27 protein-coding genes are annotated in these 24138 nt (G+C 46.0%); 25 read left to right on the top strand and 2 right to left on the bottom strand.

The window, feature by feature from the left end; translation table 11 throughout:
• Positions 1 to 26: 26 nt before the first annotated feature.
• The gene (locus AC4E8B_RS16660) at positions 27 to 1004 is read right to left on the bottom strand and encodes an asparaginase (protein ID WP_490214456.1); all 978 of its coding nucleotides are present in this window, start codon (positions 1002 to 1004) and stop codon (positions 27 to 29) included.
• A 170-nt stretch (positions 1005 to 1174) separates the two neighbouring features.
• Between AC4E8B_RS16660 and prsW the strand changes: the two genes are divergently transcribed.
• From prsW to fni, 9 genes are all read left to right on the top strand, one after another.
• A complete protein-coding gene (prsW, locus tag AC4E8B_RS16655; protein WP_490214455.1) occupies positions 1175 to 1864 on the top strand; it encodes a glutamic-type intramembrane protease PrsW in 690 nt (229 codons plus the stop codon).
• 140 nt (positions 1865 to 2004) lie between these two features.
• On the top strand, positions 2005 to 2856 hold the full coding sequence (gene sleB / locus AC4E8B_RS16650) for a spore cortex-lytic enzyme (RefSeq protein ID WP_490214454.1): 852 nt from the start codon (positions 2005 to 2007) through the stop codon (positions 2854 to 2856).
• A 14-nt stretch (positions 2857 to 2870) separates the two neighbouring features.
• On the top strand, positions 2871 to 4220 hold the full coding sequence (ypeB, locus tag AC4E8B_RS16645; RefSeq protein ID WP_490214453.1) for a germination protein YpeB: 1350 nt from the start codon (positions 2871 to 2873) through the stop codon (positions 4218 to 4220).
• A 184-nt stretch (positions 4221 to 4404) separates the two neighbouring features.
• Complete coding sequence (locus AC4E8B_RS16640) at positions 4405 to 5064, top strand: flagellar brake protein (RefSeq protein WP_490214452.1); 660 nt, start codon at positions 4405 to 4407, stop codon at positions 5062 to 5064.
• Positions 5065 to 5126: 62 nt separating this feature from the next.
• A complete protein-coding gene (locus AC4E8B_RS16635; RefSeq protein ID WP_148974446.1) occupies positions 5127 to 5306 on the top strand; it encodes a YpfB family protein in 180 nt (59 codons plus the stop codon).
• A 150-nt stretch (positions 5307 to 5456) separates the two neighbouring features.
• A complete protein-coding gene (cmk, locus tag AC4E8B_RS16630; RefSeq protein WP_490214451.1) occupies positions 5457 to 6137 on the top strand; it encodes a (d)CMP kinase in 681 nt (226 codons plus the stop codon).
• On the top strand, positions 6134 to 6715 hold the full coding sequence (locus tag AC4E8B_RS16625) for a lysophospholipid acyltransferase family protein (RefSeq protein ID WP_490214450.1): 582 nt from the start codon (positions 6134 to 6136) through the stop codon (positions 6713 to 6715). Before cmk ends, AC4E8B_RS16625 begins: the two co-directional genes overlap by 4 nt.
• Positions 6716 to 6876: 161 nt before the next feature.
• Positions 6877 to 8034 (top strand): 30S ribosomal protein S1, encoded by a 1158-nt coding sequence (gene rpsA, locus AC4E8B_RS16620; RefSeq protein ID WP_490214449.1) that lies wholly within the window; start codon positions 6877 to 6879, stop codon positions 8032 to 8034.
• 12 nt (positions 8035 to 8046) lie between these two features.
• Positions 8047 to 9102 (top strand): type 2 isopentenyl-diphosphate Delta-isomerase, encoded by a 1056-nt coding sequence (fni, locus tag AC4E8B_RS16615; protein WP_490214448.1) that lies wholly within the window; start codon positions 8047 to 8049, stop codon positions 9100 to 9102.
• Positions 9103 to 9576: 474 nt separating this feature from the next.
• Here fni and AC4E8B_RS16610 read toward each other — a convergent pair whose 3' ends face one another.
• Positions 9577 to 9720 carry a YpzI family protein gene (locus AC4E8B_RS16610; RefSeq protein WP_490214447.1) on the bottom strand — a complete coding sequence of 48 codons (144 nt, stop codon included), beginning with the start codon at positions 9718 to 9720 and terminating at the stop codon, positions 9577 to 9579.
• A gap of 106 nt (positions 9721 to 9826) precedes the next feature.
• Between AC4E8B_RS16610 and AC4E8B_RS16605 the strand changes: the two genes are divergently transcribed.
• The 16 genes from AC4E8B_RS16605 (at position 9827) to AC4E8B_RS16530 (ending at position 23887) form a co-directional block, all read left to right on the top strand.
• Positions 9827 to 10435 (top strand): YphA family membrane protein, encoded by a 609-nt coding sequence (locus AC4E8B_RS16605; protein ID WP_490214446.1) that lies wholly within the window; start codon positions 9827 to 9829, stop codon positions 10433 to 10435.
• Positions 10432 to 11322, top strand: a complete 891-nt coding sequence (locus AC4E8B_RS16600) for a YIEGIA family protein (RefSeq protein ID WP_490214445.1) — start codon at positions 10432 to 10434, stop codon at positions 11320 to 11322. The genes AC4E8B_RS16605 and AC4E8B_RS16600 overlap by 4 nt, the downstream gene beginning before the upstream one ends.
• Positions 11312 to 11497, top strand: a complete 186-nt coding sequence (locus AC4E8B_RS16595) for a capping complex subunit for YIEGIA (RefSeq protein WP_490214444.1) — start codon at positions 11312 to 11314, stop codon at positions 11495 to 11497. The genes AC4E8B_RS16600 and AC4E8B_RS16595 overlap by 11 nt, the downstream gene beginning before the upstream one ends.
• 190 nt (positions 11498 to 11687) lie before the next feature.
• Positions 11688 to 12998: a ribosome biogenesis GTPase Der gene (gene der, locus AC4E8B_RS16590; protein ID WP_009794834.1), complete on the top strand. Its 1311-nt coding sequence runs from the start codon at positions 11688 to 11690 to the stop codon at positions 12996 to 12998.
• A 15-nt stretch (positions 12999 to 13013) separates the two neighbouring features.
• A complete protein-coding gene (locus tag AC4E8B_RS16585; RefSeq protein ID WP_490214443.1) occupies positions 13014 to 14066 on the top strand; it encodes an NAD(P)H-dependent glycerol-3-phosphate dehydrogenase in 1053 nt (350 codons plus the stop codon).
• 307 nt (positions 14067 to 14373) lie between these two features.
• Positions 14374 to 14577 (top strand): DUF2768 domain-containing protein, encoded by a 204-nt coding sequence (locus tag AC4E8B_RS16580; RefSeq protein WP_490214442.1) that lies wholly within the window; start codon positions 14374 to 14376, stop codon positions 14575 to 14577.
• Between the two features lie 31 nt (positions 14578 to 14608).
• Positions 14609 to 15322 (top strand): YphF family lipoprotein, encoded by a 714-nt coding sequence (locus AC4E8B_RS16575; protein WP_490214441.1) that lies wholly within the window; start codon positions 14609 to 14611, stop codon positions 15320 to 15322.
• 228 nt (positions 15323 to 15550) lie between these two features.
• The gene (spoIVA, locus tag AC4E8B_RS16570) at positions 15551 to 17029 is read left to right on the top strand and encodes a stage IV sporulation protein A (protein WP_490214440.1); all 1479 of its coding nucleotides are present in this window, start codon (positions 15551 to 15553) and stop codon (positions 17027 to 17029) included.
• A gap of 1017 nt (positions 17030 to 18046) precedes the next feature.
• The gene (locus tag AC4E8B_RS16565) at positions 18047 to 18319 is read left to right on the top strand and encodes an HU family DNA-binding protein (protein WP_009794840.1); all 273 of its coding nucleotides are present in this window, start codon (positions 18047 to 18049) and stop codon (positions 18317 to 18319) included.
• Positions 18320 to 18674: 355 nt separating this feature from the next.
• Complete coding sequence (gene folE / locus AC4E8B_RS16560) at positions 18675 to 19241, top strand: GTP cyclohydrolase I FolE (protein WP_224900886.1); 567 nt, start codon at positions 18675 to 18677, stop codon at positions 19239 to 19241.
• A gap of 73 nt (positions 19242 to 19314) precedes the next feature.
• Positions 19315 to 19551, top strand: coding sequence for a trp RNA-binding attenuation protein MtrB (mtrB, locus tag AC4E8B_RS16555; protein WP_022544139.1), 237 nt, complete (start codon positions 19315 to 19317; stop codon positions 19549 to 19551).
• Positions 19552 to 19804: 253 nt separating this feature from the next.
• Entirely contained in the window at positions 19805 to 20635 is an 831-nt protein-coding gene (locus AC4E8B_RS16550) for a heptaprenyl diphosphate synthase component 1 (RefSeq protein ID WP_490214439.1), read from the top strand.
• A gap of 5 nt (positions 20636 to 20640) precedes the next feature.
• Positions 20641 to 21345, top strand: coding sequence for a demethylmenaquinone methyltransferase (locus AC4E8B_RS16545; protein WP_490214438.1), 705 nt, complete (start codon positions 20641 to 20643; stop codon positions 21343 to 21345).
• A 127-nt stretch (positions 21346 to 21472) separates the two neighbouring features.
• Positions 21473 to 22435: a heptaprenyl diphosphate synthase component II gene (gene hepT, locus AC4E8B_RS16540; protein WP_490214437.1), complete on the top strand. Its 963-nt coding sequence runs from the start codon at positions 21473 to 21475 to the stop codon at positions 22433 to 22435.
• 92 nt (positions 22436 to 22527) lie between these two features.
• Positions 22528 to 22974, top strand: a complete 447-nt coding sequence (gene ndk, locus AC4E8B_RS16535) for a nucleoside-diphosphate kinase (RefSeq protein ID WP_094767149.1) — start codon at positions 22528 to 22530, stop codon at positions 22972 to 22974.
• A 139-nt stretch (positions 22975 to 23113) separates the two neighbouring features.
• Positions 23114 to 23887 carry a CheR family methyltransferase gene (locus AC4E8B_RS16530; RefSeq protein WP_490214436.1) on the top strand — a complete coding sequence of 258 codons (774 nt, stop codon included), beginning with the start codon at positions 23114 to 23116 and terminating at the stop codon, positions 23885 to 23887.
• Positions 23888 to 24138 lie beyond the last annotated feature (251 nt).

The raw sequence follows: 24138 nt of genomic DNA, 5'->3' as shown, positions 1-24138 counted from the left end.
GTTCAAGGCGCATGCGCTTTTGTTCTTTATACTTGGAAAAGCCTTTCAATATGCTCCATATCATCAGTGAGGGTCAGGGCGATCAGCAGTTTCAGGCGTGCTTTCTGGCCGTTCAGGCCGTTGGAGAAAATAACTCCAAGCTCTTTCAGCTGTTTGCCTCCGCCCTCATACCCGTATACATCCTGGGCAATCCCATTGAAGCATCTGGACACAAGGACAACAGGGATATTGGCTTCTATCAGGCTTTGGACCCCGACAGCGGCGGCGGGCGGAAGATTGCCCTGTCCAAGCGCTTCAATTACCACTCCATCCATCTGCAGGTCTTTAATGGCCAGCAGCAATGAAGAGTCCATTCCGGCATGTGCTTTAACGAGCACGACCTTTTTGGATACATCGGATACCTGGTAGCTTTCCTTGGTGAGTGGCGAGTGGTGGAAGAGCACCCCTCTTTTAGTGACGATCCCGATTGGTCCATATTGGGGACTTTGGAAAGTTGAGACATTGCTGGTATGGGTTTTAGTACAATTCTCCGCTGTGTGGATCTCATCATTCAGGACAACCAGGACCCCTTTATTCATTGCTTCGCTGCTTACAGCCACCCGCAGTGAGGCAATCAGATTATACAGTCCGTCAGAGCCTATCTCATTGCTTGACCGCATGGCACCGGTAACAATCACAGGGATTGGCGCCTGAAGGGTAAGATCAAGGAAATAAGCTGTTTCCTCGAGTGTATCCGTTCCGTGGGTGATAACTGCTCCGTCAATATTGCCCAGGCGGTAGTGCTTGTCTACCAAATCCCTTAACACAAGCATTTCTACTGGTGTGATATGCGGGGAAGGCAGATGAAAAGGCTCTTCTACGATGATATCAGCCAGTTCAAACAGTTCATTCGTTTTATCTGTCATAGGGTTCTTTTCAGTAGGAACCACGGCTCCGGTTGAAGCATCTTCACTCATTGAAATTGTGCCGCCTGTATGAATGATGAGTATTTTTTTCTTTGTCATTTTTATAGCCTCCACGATGATTTGCAGGAAATGCTGAGGCAGGGCATAATTCATGGGAATCCTGTACCGCTGCCTTTTCCCCATTAAATAGCTTGATCTATGATTAATCCATTTTCATTATCATAATATCATGATACGATTAAGAAAACAGATTGAAAAGAGGACAGCTCATGCTGGGAATATTATCTGCCGGAATAGCTCCTGGTCTGGCTTTGCTTAGCTACTTTTATTTGAAGGATGAATACGATTCTGAGCCGGTTTCAATGGTATTCAGGACTTTTCTTTTTGGCGCCCTGCTGGTGTTCCCGATCATGTTCATCCAGTATGTCCTTGAAACTGAGCAGATTGTCCAATCTGATATTGTCAGTGCATTCTTTTCTGCAAGCATGCTCGAAGAATTCTTTAAATGGTTTATTTTATTTTATACAGTTTATCAGCATATAACCTTTGATGAGCCGTATGATGGCATTGTTTATGGTGCAAGCGTGTCCCTGGGCTTTGCCACTGCGGAAAATATCCTCTATCTGATTGCCAATGGTCTGGAATTTGCGATTGGCCGTGCCCTGCTGCCGGTTTCGAGCCATGCTTTATTCGGCGTCATCATGGGCTACTATATTGGAAAGGGCAAGTTTACGGCTGAATCGAGGAAAAAGTGGATCAGCCTCTCACTTTTTTTGCCGTTTATCCTTCACGGAACTTATGACTTTATTCTCGTATCCCAGGAACATTGGAAGTTTATTATGGTGCCCTTCATGATTTTCCTCTGGTGGTATGGCCTTAAAAAGGTCAAGATTGCAAGGGCAATGAGCATGAAACCTATCGAGGAGAACTTTGATTATCAGAAAACCCTTTACCCCTAGGTGAAGGGTTTTTTTTTTGAGGAAAAGCATTGCATTCCATATATTTACTATTGCCAAATTGCTTTCAATTGCATAAAAACCCAGCAACTGAAAAAAATAGGGTTAATGTTAATTAGATTATCATCTGGGGGTTGCTAACCATGAAAAACAAATTATTGGTGATTAAGCTGGCTCTGCTCATTCCGCTTTTTGCAGCCGCACTCCCGCTGCTGGGGCCTTCGGAAAAAGCAGAGGCTTTTTCAGCCCAGGTCATACAGCATGGGGCTGTCGGCGATGATGTCATTGAACTTCAGTCAAGGCTTCAGTACCTCGGTTTTTATAACGGAAAAATCGACGGGGTATTTGGATGGGGAACTTATTGGGCGCTCCGTAATTTCCAATACGAATTCGGGCTGCCGATTGATGGGCTTGCAGGCCAGTCAACAAAGGCTAAACTCGCAAAAGCCTCCAAATACAACGAACAGTATGTAAAAGAACAAGTCAACAAAGGCAATAAATTCACCCACTATGGCGGCGTTGACCTGGACAAACAGAAGAAGCCGTCTGGCGGTGCCGGGCAGGGCGGAGGCGGAGGCCAAAGTGCCCCGGCAAAACCTCAAGCCAAGCAGCCTTCTGCTGCCAATATCCCGTCAGGATTTTCGCAGAATGACATTCAGCTGATGGCAAACGCAGTTTATGGAGAAGCAAGGGGAGAGCCTTACACAGGCCAGGTGGCTGTGGCAGCTGTCATTTTGAACCGCGTCCACAGTGCGACCTTCCCCAACACAGTTTCAGGCGTGATTTTCGAGCCGCGCGCTTTTACGGCTGTGGCAGACGGCCAGATTTGGCTGACACCCAATGAAACTGCCAAAGAAGCAGTGATGGACGCTATGAACGGCTGGGATCCTACCGGCAGCGCGCTCTATTATTTCAATCCTGATACCGCGACAAGCGGATGGATTTGGACGCGGCCGCAAATCAAAAAAATCGGCAAACATATTTTCTGTGAATAGAGAGGTGGTTTACAGTGATTAGAGGGATACTTATTGCGGTACTCGCCCTTGGAGCTGCAGGTGCAGGTTTCTGGGGTTACCAGGAGCACCGGGAAAAGAATGCGATTCTTATCAATGCAGAAAACAGCTATCAAAGGGCGTTTCATGATCTGACATACCAAACCGACCTGCTGCACGACAAAATCGGGACAACATTGGCCATGAATTCCAGGGAATCCCTTTCACCGGCGCTTGCTGATGTCTGGAAAATAACATCTTCGGCCCACAGTGATGTAGGTCAGCTGCCGCTTACACTGATGCCATTCAATAAGACGGAAGATTTCCTGGCGAAGATCGGGGATTTCAGCTACCGCACAGCAGTCAGGGATCTGGACAAAGAACCTTTATCAGATAAAGAGTATAAAGCGCTTCAGGGGCTTTATAAAGAATCGGCCGATATCCAGCAGGAGCTCCGAAAGGTTCAGCATATGGTTCTGAAGAACAATCTAAGATGGATGGACGTAGAAATGGCGCTGGCCTCCAACAAACAGCCGATGGACAATACGATCATCGACGGGTTCAAAACGGTGGAAAAGACAGTTGAGAGCTATGGGGAAACTGATTTCGGCCCTGCCATGGTCAATATGCAGAAAGAAGACTCTAACTATAAATATTTAGAAGGAGAGACCATTTCTAAAGACAAAGCCCGCTCCATTGCTGAGAAATATGCGGGAATGGGGAAAAAGGCGGCTGTAAAAGTAACAGAAAACGGAAAAGGCTCTGACTTCGGCTTCTACAGTGTTTCTGTACAGGACCCTAAAACCGGCAGGGAAGCCAATATGGATATAACTAAAAAAGGCGGATATCCGATCTGGTATATTTTAAGCCGGGATGTAAACGACCAGGCTGTCAGTTTGAATGAAGCCGGGAATAGAGCCATTAAATTCCTGAGTGACAATGGATTCAAGGATTTGGATCTGTTTGAAAGTACTCAATACGATCACGTCGGTGTATTTACTTTTGTATCCAAACAAGATGATATCAGGGTCTATCCGGATTCGATAAAAGTAAAGGTAGCGCTTGATAATGGGCAGATGATCGGCTTTTCAGCAGAAGATTATCTTAAATCCCACCATACAAGGGAGCTGCCTAAAGCGGAGCTAAGCAAGGAAGAGGCCAGGGACAAGATCAACCCTAAGCTGAAGATCCAGGAAACTAGACTCGCCGTCATCATTAATGATCTCAATCAGGAGGTATTATGCCATGAATTCCTGGGTACGATGGGTGACGACACTTACCGTATTTATATTAATGCCGATTCAGGCATTGAAGAAAAAGTGGATAAGCTGCAGAATGCAGAACCGATATACGAAGACGTTGTTTAAGGAGACGCAGGAGGGCCCGGGGATAATCCCGGGCTTTTCAGCATTATAAACAGGTCTTTTGAACTATATAAGTCCTTGATTCATTCATGGGTCCCGTGTCATAATTAAATGACAGGATTATCCTTTTGCCATCATGCATGGGGAAAGGAATTACTTAAGAGAGAGCAAGAAAGAGTGGGTCAGCATGATGAAAATTGGAGATTCAATAACACTTGAAACAGTGAATGGACATAAAGAAGAAACATATAGATGCAAGCTGGCCGAAAAGGACGAAAATGCCCTGTTCATTGATTACCCGGTCAATGTAAAGACAGGGAAAACAGCTTTCCTTTTGGACGGCACGCAGCTTAAAGCGACATTCGTCTCAGGAGATGGGTCTGTTTACTTATTTACTGCAGAAGTAAAAGGAAGGGTCAAGCAGAATATACCGCTGATGATCCTATCTTATCCGGGTCCAAAGCAGCTTATCAAAATCCAGAGGCGGCAGTACGTGAGGATCGAAGCAGCCATCGATGCAGCTGTCCAGCCGATTGGCAGGGAGTTCTCTCCTTTTAAGGCGGTGACGGAAGACATCAGTGCCGGCGGGGCAAGTCTGCTGGTGGATAAAGACAGCCCGCTCGATGCCGGCATGCCTATTAAACTATTGCTGGTGCTGGCCCTTCAGAATGGCGACTATCATTACTTGAAAGTAGATGCAAAAATTGTAAGAATCATAGAGCACAATGAACTTAAAAATAAGGCATCGATCGAGTTTGCAGATCTGGGACCGTCAGACAGGCAGCTTCTTCTGCGCTTCTGTTTTGACAGGCAGCTTGCCCTTAAGAAAAAAGGCCTGGAAGCTTAACGAATAAATGCCTGTCCTGATGCCAATAATGTTAATAAGATTGTCAACAGGCGGGGATGTAAATGAAGATGCTTGAACGGCTTATCGTGAAAGCGGTCATTATTCAACTGCTCTTTTTGCTCGCGGCCCAGGTACTGCTCCATAAATATGATGTAATGCCTGAGCTGAAGCAGCTTGCCCAGTACGAAGGTGTGGCAAAGAATAGCTTTGAGGAGCTGCTGGAAACTTTCAGCGGAAAATGAGCGGGCATAAGAGCCTGCTTTTTTATATGCTTATAAACCTTTAGAGGCAGTGCAAGGGTCAAAATAGTGATAAAAAACCAGGAGATAATATGTTAAAATGGTTCTTGTGAGTTTTAGAGAAACCCAACTGGAAACGTAACAGGAGGAAATATGGTAAAAAAAATTTCGATTGCCATTGATGGCCCTGCAGCAGCAGGCAAAAGCACGGTGGCAAAAATTGCGGCTGAAAAGCTATCATATATTTATATAGACACAGGGGCCATGTACAGGGCGCTGACATATAAAGCCATTGAAGCAGGCGCCGACCTGGAAAATGAAGATAAGCTGATGGATATCCTCACAGGCATCCAGATCGACTTGCTTCCGGGTGAGCAAGGGCAGGTCATCCTCGTGGACGGTGAAAATGTTACAGAAGTGATAAGGACAGCAGCTGTTACCAATTCTGTATCCATTGCGGCCAAGCACCGGAGAGTCCGTGAAGAGATGGTCAGCAGGCAAAAAGCATTTTCGATGGGCGGCGGTGTAGTAATGGACGGACGGGATATCGGGACCCATGTCCTTCCCCATGCCGAGGTAAAAGTATTCCTGCTTGCTTCAGTTGATGAGAGGGCCATGCGGAGGCATCAGGAAAATGTAAAAAAAGGCTACCCGTCAGATCTTGAACAGCTGAAAACCGATATTGCTTACCGGGATAAGCTGGACTCTGAAAGGGAAGTAGCGCCGCTTAAGAAAGCTGACGATGCAGTGGTGATTGATACTACCTCACTTGCTATTTCAGAAGTAGTAGAGAAAATCATGCTGCTTGCTGAAGAAAGGATCGGATTGACTTGACATTCTATTCTTTTGTAAGGTCAGCCGTTTATGGCGCACTGAAACCGATATACCGTTTTGAAGTGATCGGCAGGGAGAACTTTCCGGCTGAGGGGGGCGTGCTGCTGTGCAGCAACCATATCGACAATCTCGATCCCCCGGTTGTTGGCATTACTGCTCCAAGGCCGGTTCATTTCATGGCCAAAGAAGAACTGTTCAATCTTCCCGTACTTGGGAGTATAGTCAGGAACCTGAATGCCTTTCCGGTAAAAAGGGGCATGAGCGACAGGGAAGCTTTAAGGAAAGGGATTGCCCTTTTGAAGGAAGGAAATGTTTTAGGGCTCTTTCCTGAGGGTACTAGAAGTAAAACAGGGGAATTGGGAAAAGGCCTTGCAGGGGCAGGATTCTTTGCTTTAAGGGCACCCGCCCATGTTGTACCCTGTGCGATTATAGGCCCATACAAGCCGTTTAAGAGACTGAAGGTTGTGTACGGGAAGCCGCTGGACATGGATGAAGCACGGAAAAACAGAGCGTCCGCTGACGAAGTGACGGAAATGATAATGGAAGAAATCCGCCAGCTTATTGATCAGCATAGATAAGCCTTCTTGCTTGACAAATAAAGCTATTTGTAAGAAGTTAGAGGAAAGGCATCTTTTTAGAATATTCTATGTCTTTAATTTAGGACCTTGTTTTCCGCTGTGAAAATATCACATCTACTATAAAAGATTGGAAGCAGTCATTGGATTAAGGAGGATTACATATGTCAGAAGAGATGAATCAATCAGAAGAAATGAATTCGATTGAAGTGAAAAACTTTGAGGTGGGCGACCGCGTAACTGCGAAAGTCACCAAAGTGGAAGAAAAGCAGGTTGTCGTGGATATCCAGGACAGCAAGCTTGACGGGATCATCCCGATCAGCGAGCTCTCAAGCCTTCATATCGAAAAGGCTGAAGATGCAGTGGCTGAAGGAGATGAACTGGACCTGGAAGTACTGAAGGTGGAGGAAGAGGCACTCATCCTGTCTAAGCGCAAAGTGGATGCAGTGAAGGCCTGGGACACACTTGAAGAGAAATTCAGCAGCGGCGAAGTTTTTGACGCTGAAATTAAAGACGTTGTCAAAGGCGGTCTGGTAGTGGACCTTGGCGTTCGCGGCTTTGTACCAGCTTCGCTTGTGGAAGCACATTTTGTGGAAGACTTCACTGATTACAAGGGAAGGACCCTATCTTTTAAAATCGTGGAGCTTGATAAAGAGAAAAACCGCCTCATCCTCTCACACAGAGCTGTTGTTGAGGAAGAGAAGGGCAGGCAGAAGCAGGATATACTGGCTAACCTGCAGGCAGGCCAGGTGCTTGATGGCACTGTCCAGCGCATCACTGACTTCGGCGCATTTGTTGATATCGGCGGAATTGATGGACTTGTCCATATTTCCCAGCTGTCATATGAGCATGTTGAAAAGCCTTCCGATGTAGTGGAAGAAGGGCAGAAGGTACAGGTAAAAGTCCTGAGTGTTGACAGGGATAATGAGCGCATTTCGCTATCCATCAAGGAAACATTGCCTGGGCCGTGGTCTGATATTGCCGGGAAGGCACCTAAAGGAAGCACTCTTGACGGAGTTGTGAGACGCCTTGTATCTTATGGTGCGTTTGTTGAGGTGTTCCCGGGAGTCGAAGGACTTGTACACATTTCTCAAATTTCCCACAAGCATATCGGCACTCCGCATGAGGTACTTGAAGAAGGCCAGCAGGTACAAGTGAAGGTCCTGGATGTAAATGAAAACGACCAGCGCCTGTCTCTGAGCATCAAGGATCTCGAAGAAAAAGAAGCTGACTATGATACAAGTTATGAGATGCCTGAAGAAACAAAAGGCTTCCAGCTTGGAGAAATGATCGGCGATCAGTTAAAGAATCTTAAAAAATAATGGTGATATAATTTGTCCAGATCAAAACGGAAATGGGATCATATAGAATTTGCCCTTTCAACAGGCCAAAAGCGCATTGCCGGATTTGATGATATTGATTTTATTCACCAAAGCTTGCCTGATTCTGCAGTGAATCAAGTGAAAATAGAAACTGAAATTGGCGGACTTACTTTAAGTTCGCCAATTTTAATAAATGCGATGACAGGCGGCGGCGGTGAAAGAACCCTTAAAATCAATCAGGAGCTGGCGATGGCCGCGGCTGAAACAGGCCTTGCCATGGCTGTAGGCTCGCAAATGGCAGCTTTGAAGGATCCTGCCGAACGGGATTCATACAGAATTGTGCGCCAGGAAAATCCGAAGGGGATTGTTATCGGCAACCTGGGAAGTGAAGCGGATGTCGAACAGGCTAACAGGGCAATCGAGATGATTGAAGCGGATGCTCTGCAGATCCACCTGAATGTAGTGCAGGAACTGACGATGCCAGAAGGGGACCGGGATTTTAGGGGTGCCCTCAAGAGGATTGAATCTATTTGTGAAAACGTCAATGTGCCTGTTATTGTAAAAGAAGTCGGTTTCGGGACCAGCAGTGAAAGTGCTGCAAAGCTTGCAGCTGCTGGTGTTTCAGCCATTGATGTCGGTGGATTTGGCGGCACTAACTTTGCCAGGATTGAAAATGAAAGAAGAGAAAGGTTCCTTTCGTTTTTTAATGGCTGGGGAATACCTACTGCCTCCTCTATCCTTGAGGTAAAGGCAGAAGAAACTGGAGTCGGCATCATCGGTTCCGGCGGCGTCCAGACAGCTTTTGATGCAGCAAAAGCCATTGCCTGCGGTGCAGATGCTGCCGCTATGGCAGGATACCTGCTGAAGATTCTTGTGAGCGAAGGTCCTGAACAGCTGATAAAGGAAATACATACCCTCCATGAGGAGCTCGCCTTTATTATGGCTGCGCTCGGCGCTGAAACGATAAAGGACCTCCAGGGAGCCCCATTCATCATATCAGGCAAAACCCACCACTGGCTGTCCGAACGCGAGATAGACACAAAAGTTTTTAGCCGAAGGAAAATATAGGAAGAAGCTCCTGCTTTATTACAGCGGGAGCTTTTTTGCATTGCATAGTTAAACATTGAACACCACTAATCAAGGCGATAGAAGAGCCACCGGAGGTAGGACCACTATTCTGGCAAAAGAAGAAAATAGTGGTTCCAGCTAACGGAGGTAGGACCACTATTATGGAAAAAATGAGAAATAGTGGCTCTAGCCATAGAAGAGGGACCTTTGAAAGCGCCCTCCGCTTTTCTTTGTCCAGCTCCGGCTCCTAGGTGCTCGAGTCATAAGTCACTTTGGAACCGAAGGCAAAGAACGCCTTCAATTCCAAAGCGCCTTAAGCTTGTCGCACCTGAACAGTCGCCTCCGCTTTTCTATTGTCCAGCTCCGGGCGCTAGCCCCTCGAGTCATAAGCCACACAAGAATTAAAGGCAAAGAACGCCTTTTATTCTTGTGTGTCTTATGCTTGTCGGGGCTGAGCAAGCGCCCTCCGCTTTTCTAGCTATATTTAGAGTCGTTCATGCTCCGTGCTTCTTCCGGGCTTTGGAGTTTGGTGGCGCCTGGATAGTGAAGGGCCTGATCGCGGTCAGATTCGACTTTTCCGCCCGCTTTTAATTTTTTCTCTTGTCGGTCTTTTCCCATTGTACACACCCCCTTTTATATAAGATGGATCAAGGATAAAAGTTTATGTAAAAAAGATTAAAGTACATAACTATTACCCATAATGGAAATGATAGGTGGTGGTTATGTGGAAGGCTTTTTCTTTTATATGGGTGCCTGGTGCTGCTGGATTGCAGCGGTATTTTTTATGGGCAGGACGCAAAAGGGCAGGATGGCTTTATCGGCGTGCCTGCTGATCGCCATTATTGTTTCGCCTTATACATTGACTTTAGGCGGCATCCATATTTCGGCAGCAGGGCTTTTCATTTTAATTTGCTGCTATGTCCAGGCTGCCCGGATTACGGGGCTTGGAGCGGTATATTATTTTGTTTCAGTTTTTATGATCATGCTTGCATACGCAAGCTTTCAGCTATTCGCCCTTTTTGACCCGGTTTGGGTGATTTTCAAAAAAGAATGGATGCTGGCAGCCATCATGTTTGTTTTATCTGCCGTGCTTTTTGCTGACTGCAAGAAGCGGATTGCAGCCATGCTGACAGGTGCCATCCAGGGAGACCTCCTTTTCTCTCTGGTACTGCATAGACTTTCCCTGTCCTATGAGGCGTGGTCATTCGCGTTCCTTGACATGGCAGCTTTATCAGCATGCGCATTGCTGCTTTGGGACAGTTTTGCCAAGCTGGCAGCATATTTAGAGCGTCAGGCAGCCAATCTGGAAAAGGAGAAGCAAAAGATATTATGAGTGATTATACATACCCGATTGTATTTGGCCTGATAGTCGGAACGGCCACAAGGATGTACATGCTGCGGACGGATTACCGGCAGTACCCGACATATCTGCACGGTAAAATCATACACTTGGCCCTGGGCTTCATTGCCGCAGCTCTCGGGACGGTTGCTGTCCCTTCCATTCTGGAGCAGGATTTTACAGCCGTGACCTTTTTGACTCTTGCAGCAAGCCAGTTCCGGGAGGTCAGGAATATGGAAAGAAATACCCTGGCAGAACTGGATTCATATGAGTTGGTATCAAGAGGAAAAACCTATATCGAGGGGATTGCCGTTGCTTTTGAAAGCAGAAATTATCTTGTAATTTTCACTAGCCTGGCCAGCACCCTTTGTTATATTGTGGTCAATATCTGGGCCGGCATCATTGCAGCCATTCTGTCAGTGCTGATATCAAAGAAGCTCATGGCAGGCGGGAAGCTCGGGGACATAGTGGAAATTGAATATATGGAACCGCGCTTTGACGGCGCCGGCCTTTATGTTGACAATATTTATATCATGAATATCGGGCTTCCCGCGAGGCAGGAGGAAGTGCTGAGGTATGGAATGGGGTTCATATTAAAGCCCAAATCCTTCGATGCACGTTCCACCATCGCCAATCTTGGACAAAGGCAGGCGATCCTTCACGATGTCTCAATCGCAATGGGTGTGTACAGGGACTCCGGCACACCTGCACTCGTCCCTCTCGCCAAGCGTGATCTGGATGATGGAAGAGTCGGGGTTTTTCTTCTGCCCCAGGAGAAGGACGTTGAAAGGGCCATCAAGGTGATCGGCAGTGTGCCGACGCTTGAAAATGCCATCAGGATGCCGTCTGAACGGGAAAGGAAGAGCGGAAATGGTCATTGAGAAATTTATCCTGGCAGTGATTACGACGAACCCAAAGAAGGCACCTTCAGGGGCAGCTGTATTTCATTGTGACGACAAAAAAGAGATGGAGCATGTGGCTGCCAACCTTGAAGCCATTTTAGACGGCATTGCCCACTCACTCACAGATGAAATGTATGTAATTGTCAAGCATTGATGGTTCTTCCAATGTTTTCGTTGCGGGGAATCTGCCTCTTTGATAAAATGATTAGGTTAGGCCCTTCTGCAAACAGGAAGGGTTTATTTTATACACGGGCCATCCTGACAAATCAGGATGATGTTGAAAGCAATTCATTTGACTCTTTCGAGCAGTGTTTAAAGTATATAAAATTGAAAGGGTGATGTTCATGGCAAAACCGGTGATCGCCATTGTAGGACGTCCAAACGTCGGAAAATCAACGATTTTCAACAGAATAGTAGGAGAAAGAATCTCCATTGTCGAAGATATACCTGGTGTGACCAGAGACAGGATCTACAGCTCAGCTGAATGGCTGAATCTCGATTTCAATATTATCGATACCGGCGGAATCGATATAGGGGACGAGCCTTTTTTGGAGCAGATCAGGCAGCAGGCTGAAATCGCCATCGAAGAAGCTGATGTCATCCTGTTCTTGACCAATGGGCGGGAAGGCGTTACGTCAGCTGATGAAGCTGTCGCTAAAATACTCTATAAATCAAAGAAGCCAGTAGTGCTGGGGGTCAATAAGATTGACAACCCCGATATGCGCGACCAGATCTATGATTTCTATGCACTTGGATTTGGGGAGCCAATTCCGATCTCAGGTTCCCACGGGCTGGGGCTCGGGGACCTGCTTGATGAAGCAGCAAAGCATTTCCCTGACACGAAGGACAAGGACTATGGCGATGATGTCATCAAGTTCTCCCTGATCGGGCGTCCGAACGTGGGAAAATCTTCCCTCGTCAATGCAATTCTCGGTGAAGAGCGGGTCATTGTCTCAAATATTGCAGGCACGACGCGCGATGCTGTCGATTCCCTGCTCACTTATAATGGTGATCAGTATGTAATCATTGATACAGCTGGGATGCGGAAAAAAGGGAAAGTATATGAAAGCACTGAAAAATACAGCGTACTAAGGGCTTTGCGTGCCATCGAGCGGTCAGATGTCGTCCTTGTCGTCATTGATGCCGACGAAGGCATTCTTGAGCAGGACAAAAAGATCGCCGGCTATGCGCATGAAGCTGGCCGTGCTGTCGTGATTGTCGTAAATAAATGGGATGCTGTTGAGAAGGATGAAAAAACGATGAAGGCGTTTGAAACGAATATCAGGGAGCATTTCCAATTCCTAGATTATGCGCCGATCGTCTTTTTGTCCGCCTTGACAAAGAAACGGATTCATACACTGATTCCGCAGATCAACCAGGCAAGCGAGAACCACAGCATGCGCGTGGAAACGAGCGTCCTGAACGATGTCGTCATGGATGCAGTGGCAATGAATCCAACGCCTACCGATAAAGGAAAGCGCCTGCGGATTTACTACACAACTCAAGTGGCTGTCAAGCCGCCTGTTTTCGTGGTGTTTGTCAATGATCCTGAGCTTATGCATTTCTCCTACGAGCGTTTTCTTGAAAACCGCATAAGAGATGCTTTTGGATTTGAAGGCACTCCAATTAAAATATTCGCACGGGAAAGAAAATAAAAAGGGTGTGATTGTATGCTGGATCAATCGAGCAAGATAACCGTTGCCGGTGCAGGCAGCTGGGGCACGGCACTCGCCATGGTGCTGGCTGACAATGGCCGCCATGTCAGGCTCTGGGGGCATAACCCTGTACAGATCAAGGAAATCAATGAACAGCACACCAATCAAAAATATTTGCCTGATATAAAACTGCCTTCAGGCATTCAAGGCTTCAGCTCACTGGAAGAGGCCCTTGATGGTGTGGATACGCTGATTTTGGCGGTGCCCACAAAGGCCATCAGGGAAGTCGCCAGGAAGATTAACGAGTTTCAGCGTGTGCCCCTCACCATCGTACATGTCAGCAAAGGAATCGAACCTGATACATTGCTGAGGATATCTGAAATGATTGAGGAAGAATTCACGAGTGAAGCCCTCGGCAGCGTTGTGGTCCTTTCCGGTCCAAGCCATGCGGAGGAAGTGAGCCTCCGCCATCCGACAACTGTCACTGTATCTTCCAAAAATATTGAAGCGGCAGAGCATGTACAGGATCTTTTCATAAACCATAACTTCAGGGTCTACACGAATTCGGATATCATTGGCGTGGAAATCGGAGGAGCGCTGAAGAATATCATCGCATTGGCAGCAGGAATCACCGATGGTCTCGGCTATGGTGATAATGCCAAAGCGGCCCTTATCACCAGGGGACTTGCAGAGATTGCCAGGCTGGGCACCAAAATGGGCGCAAGTCCGCTGACTTTCTCGGGGCTGACTGGAATCGGCGACCTGATCGTCACCTGTACGAGCGTCCATTCCCGCAACTGGAGAGCAGGAAACCTTCTTGGAAAAGGCCACAGCCTCCAGGAAGTCCTTGATAATATGGGGATGGTTGTAGAAGGGGTCAGAACGACGAAAGCTGCGTACCAGCTGGCTGAAAAATACAATGTTAAAATGCCCATCACTGAGGCGCTGTATGAAGTACTGTTCAATGGAGCTGATCCGAAAGAATCCGTCGACAAGCTGATGGCAAGAGGAAAAACACATGAAATGGAAGACCTTGCAAACGTGCTTGAAGACAGGGTTGACAAGTGATTTAAATGCCTTTCTTTGAAAGCAGATAATTATTTTTGCCGGAACAGTAAAATTTAGGCATTCGAGGATGCGGGAAAGGAACTTCCTGCATACAATGCAACGAAGCAAACTGGTGATATGAACATGGTGCATGGGTTATTTAGTCGCATAAGGCCAAAGCAGAGATTGCCCCATCTCTCTTTGGCTCTTTTTTTTGTCATCATCTCTCAGCGAAAATCTCCTGCAGGTGCTCGCATTTTATGCGAAATGCTTTTGATTCATTTTCAGCCTGTATGATATAATACATTTCGGAAAAGGGAGTGAGACAATGTCGCCTGCTTTAATGAAGATGTGGGTATCTTTAGCTTCAATGGGGTTCATGTTCATATCAATATTAATGATTTATCTGAGCCGGTATAAATTAAACAATAAACCGCTTAAATTCATTTTCGCCCTTATTGCGTATGCACTAATGATTGTTTCCGGGCTAATCATCCTGTTTGTCGTTTTGAGCGGACCCACCAATGAATAACAAATTTAAAAAACCTGAAGGATTGGAATCTATGAAAAAGAAGCTGGCCATGCTGTCGATGACAGCGGTTTTATCCTTTCTGCTTGCCGGGTGCATGTATCCGGCGGACAAGCGTTCGCAGAATCAGACACCTTATCAGGATCAGGTTAACTCGGTCCAGTCCGCTGTTGATCAGTTTCAGGAAGACAACGGGGGCATCCTTCCTATAAAGACGAGGGAGGAAAATACACCGATTTACCAGAAATATCCGATAGACTTCAAAAAAATCACGCCAAAATATATGGCAGAGCCGCCAGGTAATGCTTTTGAATCGGGAGGCATCTTCCAGTATGTGATCATGGATGCTGAAGAAAATCCGAAAGTAAAGCTGTTCGATCTCAGGATGGCTGAGACGATAAGGGATATTAAAGTCCGCATCAAGCTGCAGGGCTATCCGCCATATAAAGAAAAAATTTCCGATCATGTCTATACGCTCGATTATGCAGCTCTTGGCTTTAAAGAGGAGCCGCTGGCTGTAAGTCCGTACACCAGCCGCAGTCTCCATTTTGTTGTTTCCGGAAATGGAGACGTTTACGTAGACTATCTGCCTGATCTCTATGAAGCGTTGGAAAATGCCAAGGACCACGGATATAAGGAAGGCGATGATATACGCGCTCTTCTTGGAAAAGATTCTCTCTTTGTGCCTGCCTATTCGCTTCCCTATACAATCAATGCCAAAGGAGAACCAATCTTTTTGGCGAAATAGTCATAACCCTTCTTCTGCAAAATATATTGTAGGAGAAGGGTTTTTCTTTTTAAAGCAATTTTTCAGCGTATAGAGAGCAATAGCTTTTCAAAGAGGGAGAGTATGGGGGATAAAATTAAAAAAACTGTCATAAAGAAATAGGACAACGTCATAAATATATAATGTCCAAAAATTATTGAATGATAGGATAATATTATCCCACTAACTCAAGATTCAGGAGGGGATCACTTGGAAAAGGTAGATATTTATAAAGATATTGCCGAAAGAACAGGCGGTGATATTTATTTCGGGGTAGTTGGTGCTGTCCGCACCGGTAAATCCACGTTTATCAAAAAGTTCATGGAGCTGGTGGTGCTTCCTAATATGAGCAATGAGGCAGAACGTGCGCGCACACAGGACGAACTCCCTCAAAGCGCGGCAGGAAAAACCATCATGACGACGGAGCCTAAATTCGTTCCTAATCAGGCAGCTTCCGTCCAGGTGGCAGAGGGGCTGGATGTCAACATCCGGCTGGTAGACTGTGTCGGCTACACGGTGCCTGGCGCCAAAGGCTATGAAGATGAAAATGGTCCAAGAATGATTACTACACCTTGGTATGAAGAACCGATCCCTTTCCATGAAGCTGCGGAAATCGGGACAAGAAAAGTAATTCAGGAGCATTCGACGATTGGCGTTGTCATCACAACAGACGGTACGATTGGAGAGATTCCGCGCACCAATTACCTTGAAGCTGAGGAAAGAGTCATTGAGGAGCTGAAAGAGGTCGGCAAGCCTTTCATCATGGTCGTCAACAGCGTTCAGCCTCATCACCCAAACACTGAAGCGCTGAGGGTCCAGCTGTCTGAGAAATATGACATCCCTGTGCTGGCTATGAGTGTGGAAAGCATGAGGGAAACAGACGTATTGAGCGTAATGCGTGAAGCATTGTACGAATTCCCGGTGCTTGAAGTGAATGTCAATCTGCCGAGCTGGGTGATGGTCCTGCGGGAGAATCACTGGCTTCGCGAAAGCTACCAGGAAGCAGTGAAGGAAACAGTCAAGGATATCAAACGGCTTCGTGATGTAGACCGTGTTGTCCACCTTTTCAGCGACTATGAATTCATAGACAGGGCGGGTCTTGCCGGAATAGAAATGGGCCAGGGAGTTGCAGAAATCGACCTGTTTGCCCCGGATGAACTTTATGATGAGATCCTGAAAGAAATTGTGGGGGTTGAAATCCGCGGCAAGGATCATCTGCTTGAACTGATGCAGGACTTTGCCCATGCAAAAGCTGAATATGACCAGGTTTCCGATGCGCTGAAAATGGTAAAGCAGACCGGCTACGGAATAGCGGCACCTTCACTTGCCGATATGAGCCTTGATGAGCCGGAGATCATCCGCCAGGGCGCGCGCTTCGGTGTACGGCTGAAGGCAGTGGCGCCTTCCATCCACATGATCAAGGTGGATGTCGAATCCGAGTTTGCGCCGATCATAGGCACTGAGAAGCAAAGCGAGGAGCTTGTCCGCTATCTGATGCAGGATTTCGAAGACGATCCTCTATCCATCTGGAATTCTGATATCTTTGGCCGCTCCCTAAGCTCCATCGTAAGAGAAGGAATTCAGGCTAAGCTTTCACTCATGCCTGAAAACGCCAGATACAAGCTGAAGGAAACGCTGGAAAGAATCATCAACGAAGGCTCCGGCGGTCTGATTGCCATCATCCTATAAAGAAAAATCTGAAGGGCGGCGGAAGCTGCCCTTTTTGGCGTTTAATTTTAGCATGGCCAACTGGTAGCCGCTTTGGACATTTATCAATGGCTATTTTCGCAAAGATTGTTGCTTTTAATTATAATAAATTTACATTTTTCCGTATTGAATGAAGGGAGGTTTCTTCAGCTGACAGGGCAGGGATGGTTTTGAGAAATCAGGAAGTCTTATCCTTATTTGAGTGACCAGAAAGCCTTAAAATTAGCGGAGAATTTCCGGTTAAGCTGCTGAATATGACCCGAATAGATGTAAATAAGCGGAAAATTTCCGGTAAAGAGGAGCGGATTTGCCCATTTTTCAGTTTTTTGAAATGATAGCCGGAATTTCTCCGTCTATTGCTAATATTTTTTGAGTTTTTTCGAAATTAGGGGAAATTCCTCCGCTTATTTTTCAGTGTCACTGATTCTCTCATTCAGTCCGGGAAGGTTCGCTCTATTATGGCTGGCCGGGGAGTGCTCTTAAATAGTTTTTCTTGAATGATCCAATAATTAGCTTATTGAACAAATGGATGCTTTAACAGCTGTGTCAAACAATGCTGTTAATTTGTAATTAGCCGTATGCATCTTTGTTTGATTCCTTTCAGCATTGCTGAATATTGGCTGAAAGATTCCGGAATCAACAAGGAGCCCTACGTAAGCCTTTGATAAAAAAATGATATATGTTTTGAAAAATAGCGGATCGGGTAACAAAAAAGGGTGTCTTATTACAAGTTTGTTTCAAATAAGAAAAGATTACCATTAATTAATGAATATTTCTTGATAAGCCCAGATGATTATGATAATCTTTTAACAGAATTACCGTCGTGACCGCGAAAACCCTTGTATATTAAGGTTTTTTAGCAAAAAAGATTGAAATCTTCATGCCGTTCATTTAATATAAGGTATGCCAATCATCACGACGTATAGAATTCCGTAAATTTGTTTACAAATGATGATAAGATCCTTATCAGGGCAAGATTTTTGGGAGGAGGTGAAAGGCATGAACAAGACAGAACTAATTAACGCAGTTGCTGAAGCTGGCGAGCTTTCTAAAAAGGACGCTACTAAAGCAGTTGACGCTGTATTTGATACTATTCTTAACGCACTTAAAAATGGTGATAAAGTACAATTGATCGGTTTCGGAAACTTTGAAGTCCGCGAGCGTGCTGCACGTAAGGGCCGCAACCCGCAGACAGGTGATGAAATCGAAATCGCTGCAAGCAAAGTTCCTGCTTTTAAACCAGGTAAAGCGCTTAAAGACGCTGTTAAATAAGTACATACCGTGCTTTAAGCTTATGCTTGAGCAAAAGGCCGCGAATTCTTCGCGGCCTTTTATTTTCTTTCAGGAAATGAATGGCTTGCAGCTAACTGTAAATTCTCGATCCGCGTCCAGCAGCTCCGCCGGCTCCTTGGAGACCTAAGAAGGAGCACGGGTAAGCTTGACATGAAGACGCTGCCCCAGGAGGCAATGTTCTTTGTCTGCGTTCCATTGTGACTAAGTCACTTGCGCTTTTGTTCTTGGAGCGAGCCCGCCCCGCCCCGCACCTTGTATTTTGCCTGTTTGGAAATGGATATGCTAATATGTATGGGTAAAGGCACTAGAGAGAGATGGTTTAGGAGGATGAATCATGGCAAATGTTAACCGCGCCCAAATCGAAGAGGCGGTGCGTTCTATATTAGAAGCAATCGGAGAAGACCCAAACCGTGAAGGCCTGCTCGATACACCAAAGCGTGTGGCAAAGATGTACGAAGAGGTTTTTATGGGGATCGGACAGGATCCTAAAGAATATTTTGAAACTATTTTTGGCGAAGAGCATGAGGAGCTTGTTCTTGTAAAGGACATTCCGTTCTACAGCATGTGTGAGCACCATCTGGTTCCTTTTTTTGGGAAGGCCCATGTTGCCTATATCCCAAGAAACGGCAGGGTTACAGGGCTCAGCAAGCTTGCAAGGGCAGTAGAGGCAGTGGCCAAAAGGCCGCAGCTGCAAGAGCGGATCACCTCTACTGTAGCGAATGCTATTATGGAAAAATTGGAGCCCCACGGCGTAATGGTCATCGTAGAGGCCGAGCATATGTGCATGACGATGAGAGGCGTTAAAAAGCCTGGTTCCAAAACTGTCACTTCTGCTGTCAGAGGCGTTTTGGCAGAAGATGCCAGGGCCAGGGCTGAAGTCCTTTCATTAATAAAAGATTAATCTGCATCCCGGAGGCTGAAAGTACTGCTTTTAGCCTTTTATCTTGGCCGAACGGCTTGAAGGAGTGAAGTATATGGAAACGAGAAATAATCCGGCAGGAGACTATGTGGTAATAAAAGCAAAGGAAGACGGCGTGAATGTGATCGGGCTGACCAGAGGCTCAGACACGCGCTTTCACCATTCCGAAAAACTTGATAAAGGGGAAGTCATGATCGCCCAATTCACCGAGCATACTTCCGCTATAAAAATCAGGGGCAATGCGTCGATCATGACTTGCTATGGAGAAGTGGAAAGCGAAGCGAAAAAATAGGAGCAGTTCACATGGGGGGTTCAGAAAGCTCTTTAAGCCTGGCATTTTTGCTTCCGGCGGAACATAAGTTTCAATATAATCTGCCACGGCAACCCCTTTTATGATATAATTGTCTCTGTTTCATTGTGGACAATATTAAAATGGCCCCTAATGGCAAATGCTATATGGGCAGCGCCCAGACCAGCACCGGCCTTATATAAAAAGAATGCACAAGCATCATAGGAAATACATAAATGACCTTCGGGGAACAAGGGTGATCAGATTGCAGGATATTAAAATAAATATGGAATATGTCCGGAAGCAGATTGAGGGGAAGGTCCTCCACCCCTACCTGCTTGAATATATTGATGAGCCGGTTATCGATCGTGATAAGCTGCTCCTTCTTGTCTCCATGCTCAATGAAGCTGATTTGACCCAGAAGCAGAAAAATGACTACTCAGTGACAGCCATGCTTATACAGGTCGCCCTTGATACCCATGAACAGGTCAGCAATACACAAATTGCCGGCGAAATGCAAAAAAACAGGCAGCTTACCGTCCTGGCCGGCATTTACTACAGCAGCTTATATTATAAGATTCTCTCGGAATCAAAGGATATCGGAATGATCCGGCTGCTGTCGGACGGCATCAAAGAAGTGAACGAGCACAAAATTTCTGTCTACCAGCATGAAACGGAAAATGTCGAAGGACTGATGGAAAGCGTCAGGCTGATAGAGTCCTCTCTGTTCTCTAAAATCGCAGGATGTTTTAATAAGCCTGCCTGGACCGAGCTGTCATCCTATCTTCTGCTGATGAAGAGGCTTATGGAAGAAAGGGGACGCTATTTGGATCACGGGACATCCTTTCTGTTTGAACGCCTCAAACGCCTTGTATTCCCGAAAAAGGAACAAGATCTTGCCGAATTGTCTGCTGAGCAGAAGAGATATCTTCTTCTGATATGCAACCGCTATATTGATCACTCTAAAGATATGATAGACAAAGGCATGAAAGCTGTCCCTTTCCTTAATAGCCTGCTGGAGGAACGGATCCATTCCATCCTTGACCAGCATCAGCCCATGACAAAATCCATTGCAGAAGAAGGGTGACTTTTATGGAACAACAATCCAAAGCAGAGCGCGTACACGGCGTATTCGAGAAGATATACGGAAACTATGACCAGATGAACTCTGTCATCAGCTTTCAGCAGCATAAGCGATGGCGCAGGGATACCATGAAAAAGATGAATGTCCAGAAAGGGCAGAAAGCTCTGGATCTCTGCTGCGGGACTGCAGACTGGACCATAGCGCTTGCAGACGCTGTTGGCCCGGAAGGCGAGGTCAAAGGCCTTGATTTCAGCAAGAACATGCTGAAAATTGGCGAGGAAAAGGTGAAAAGCAGAAATTTGTCCCAGGTGGAGCTCATACACGGCAATGCGATGGAGCTGCCGTTTGAAGACAATTCTTTTGATTATGTCACCATTGGCTTCGGCCTGAGGAATGTCCCGGATTATATGCAGGTCCTGAGGGAAATGAACAGGGTCCTTAAACCGGGGGGAATGGCAGTATGCCTGGAAACCTCGCAGCCTACGATGTTCGGCTATAAGCAGCTGTATTATGCTTACTTCCGCTACATCATGCCGCTGTTTGGAAGGGTATTTGCGAAAAGCTATAAAGAGTATTCCTGGCTCCAGGAGTCAGCAAGGGATTTTCCAGGCATGAAGGAGCTTGCTGCGATGTTCGGTAAGGCAGGCTTCAAGAATGTAGACTTCAAGCCGTACAGCGGGGGAGTCGCTGCTGTCCATACAGGCTTGAAGTAAGTTCTGCATCTGTTTGCAGCCGGAGAAAGATGGGGCTTTCCGAAACTGGCAGGCCCCGAGAAAATAAGTACTTGTTGCTCGTCGATTAACAGGCTTGCAAACATGATTAAAGCTGGGTGGATACAAGATGAAATTAAAGATGATGTATTCATTTTTAGATTCTGACATTAATATTATTGAACAGTCATTAGAGGAGACCGTGCAGGCAGAGTCTCCTTTATTGCGAAATGCATCGATGCATTTGCTGCAGGCAGGAGGAAAAAGAATCCGTCCTGTTTTTGTTTTGCTGTCTGCAAAGTTTGGTTCATATGATATCGGCGAGATCAAAAAAGTGGCCGTAGCCCTTGAACTGATCCATATGGCATCACTGGTGCATGATGATGTGATTGATGACGCAGAGCTGCGCAGGGGCAAGCCTACCATCAAAGCAAAATGGGACAATCGGACGGCCATGTATACAGGCGATTATATTTTTGCGAAATCCCTTGAAGTGATGACACAGATCGAGCGGCCTGAGGCCCATGAAATCCTGGCTAAGACGATTGTGGAAGTTTGTGTGGGGGAAATTGAGCAAATCAAGGACAAATACCGTTTTGACCAAAATCTGAGGGACTACCTTTTAAGGATCAAAAGAAAGACGGCACTTCTGATTGCGGCAAGCTGCCAGCTTGGGGCAGTCGCAGCCGGAGTCGATGAAAGCATTCATAAAAAGCTGTACAAATTTGGCTACTATGTTGGGATGTCCTTTCAGATTACCGATGATATCCTTGATTTCACGGGCACGGAGAAGGAGCTTGGAAAGCCTGCAGGGGGAGACCTGCTCCAGGGGAATATTACGCTGCCTGTCCTTTTTGCCATGGAGGATCAAGAAATCCGCAGGGAAATAGTTAAAGTGGATGAAACGATGGATAGATTAGAAATTGAAAAAGTGATATCACTGATTAAAAATTCCGGCGCAATCGAGCGGTCCTTCGCTGTCAGCAACCAATATTTATCCAAGGCGCTCGCCGTTTTGGATACCCTTCCGCATAACCGGGCAAAAAAATCGCTCCGTGACATTGCTAAATTTATTGGCAAGAGAAAGTTTTAAGCGGTTGCAGAATTGTCGAAAAAATGATACTATTCTCCATGGATGTCTCTATTATAGAGCTGTTCATACATAAGATTTTAGGAGTGGAGACAATGGAGAAAACATTTTTAATGGTCAAGCCTGACGGCGTCCAGCGCAACCTTGTAGGTGAAATTGTCAGCCGTTTTGAGAAAAAAGGCTTTCAGCTTGCCGGCGGTAAATTGATGGTTATTTCAAAGGAACTGGCTGAGCAGCATTACGGAGAGCATAAAGAGCGCCCATTCTTTGGCGAACTTGTTGATTTCATTACTTCCGGACCGGTATTTGCAATGGTTTGGGAAGGGGAAAATGTTATCGCGACAGCCCGCCAGATGATGGGATCCACAAATCCTAAGGATGCTGCCCCAGGGACAATCCGCGGAGATTTTGCCGTAACTGTAGGCAAGAATATTATTCACGGTTCAGACTCTCCTGAGAGTGCAGAACGTGAAATCGGCCTTTTCTTCAATGAATCCGAGCTTGCAGGCTATTCCAAACTGATTAATGACTGGGTTAACTAATCCATTAAAGACACTTGCCTGCAAGTGTCTTTTTTTGTAACCGCATACACTTATTTTGGCGAAATATAGCAAAAAAACCATTCTCCTTTCCCTTTTTTCAGCTATACTAGTGTTAAATATGCAATAAGGGAGAACAGAAATGCCGGGGGAATATCAGGATTTTATCAGACAGATTAAAGCTAAGACAGGAATCGATCTTTCACTTTATAAAGAAGCGCAGATGAAAAGGCGCCTTATTTCTCTCTACGAAAAAAAAGGATTCCATTCTTTCTCGGATTTCTACCAGGGATTAAGCAGGAACAAAGAGCTGCTGGATGAGTTCCTTGATCGCATGACCATTAATGTATCTGAGTTTTACAGAAATGCGAAAAGGTGGGAAATACTCGAAACTCAGCTGCTGCCTTCTTTGGCTGGCAGGGGAGGCAGGCTTAAGGTTTGGAGTGCAGCCTGCTCCACAGGCGAGGAGCCTTATACGATCGCCATGATCCTGGGGAAATTCATGCCTCTCTCACAAGTACAGGTGCTGGCAACAGATATCGACGAAAAAGTCCTGGCAAGAGCGCAGGCAGGCATTTATCAGGAAAGATCCCTGAATGAAATGCCGGATAGTATGAAAAGGAATTATTTTACGAAGGAAGGAAGCCTTTACAAAATATCCGATGAGATAAAAAAGGCTGTTGTCTTCCAAAAGCAGAACCTGCTGTCTGATCCCTTCGGCGGACCGTATGATTTAATCGTATGCCGGAATGTCCTCATTTATTTTACAGAAGAAGCAAAGGATGGGCTCTACCACAAGTTCAGCGGGGCCTTGAGGCCTGGGGGACTGTTTTTTGTAGGCAGTACAGAGCAGATTTTTAATCCTGGCCTGTATGGACTGGCGACCGAGGATACTTTTTTTTACAGAAAAAAATAGCGTAAAGATAAAACTGTGAAGCGGCAGACTTCATGGTTTTTTTCTATTGGCTGTGCTGATATGTGTGTGAAACAAAGTTACACTCGAATGAGCCTGAATCATCATTGAACACTAACAGACCTTTTCTATTATAAGAGGTGTTTGCTCATTGCACTTGTTTTTGTAGTGCTGCTGGGGACATGCTAAAATGGCATCATCGGCAAAACAGGAAGAGAGCTTGCTGGAAGAGGCGGAAATGTGATCTTTTTTCG

The organism is Bacillus sp. SRL543 (assembly GCF_984799205.1).
Note: the sequence above shows the minus strand (reverse complement) of the source record. Positions and strands in the feature narration are given on the sequence as shown.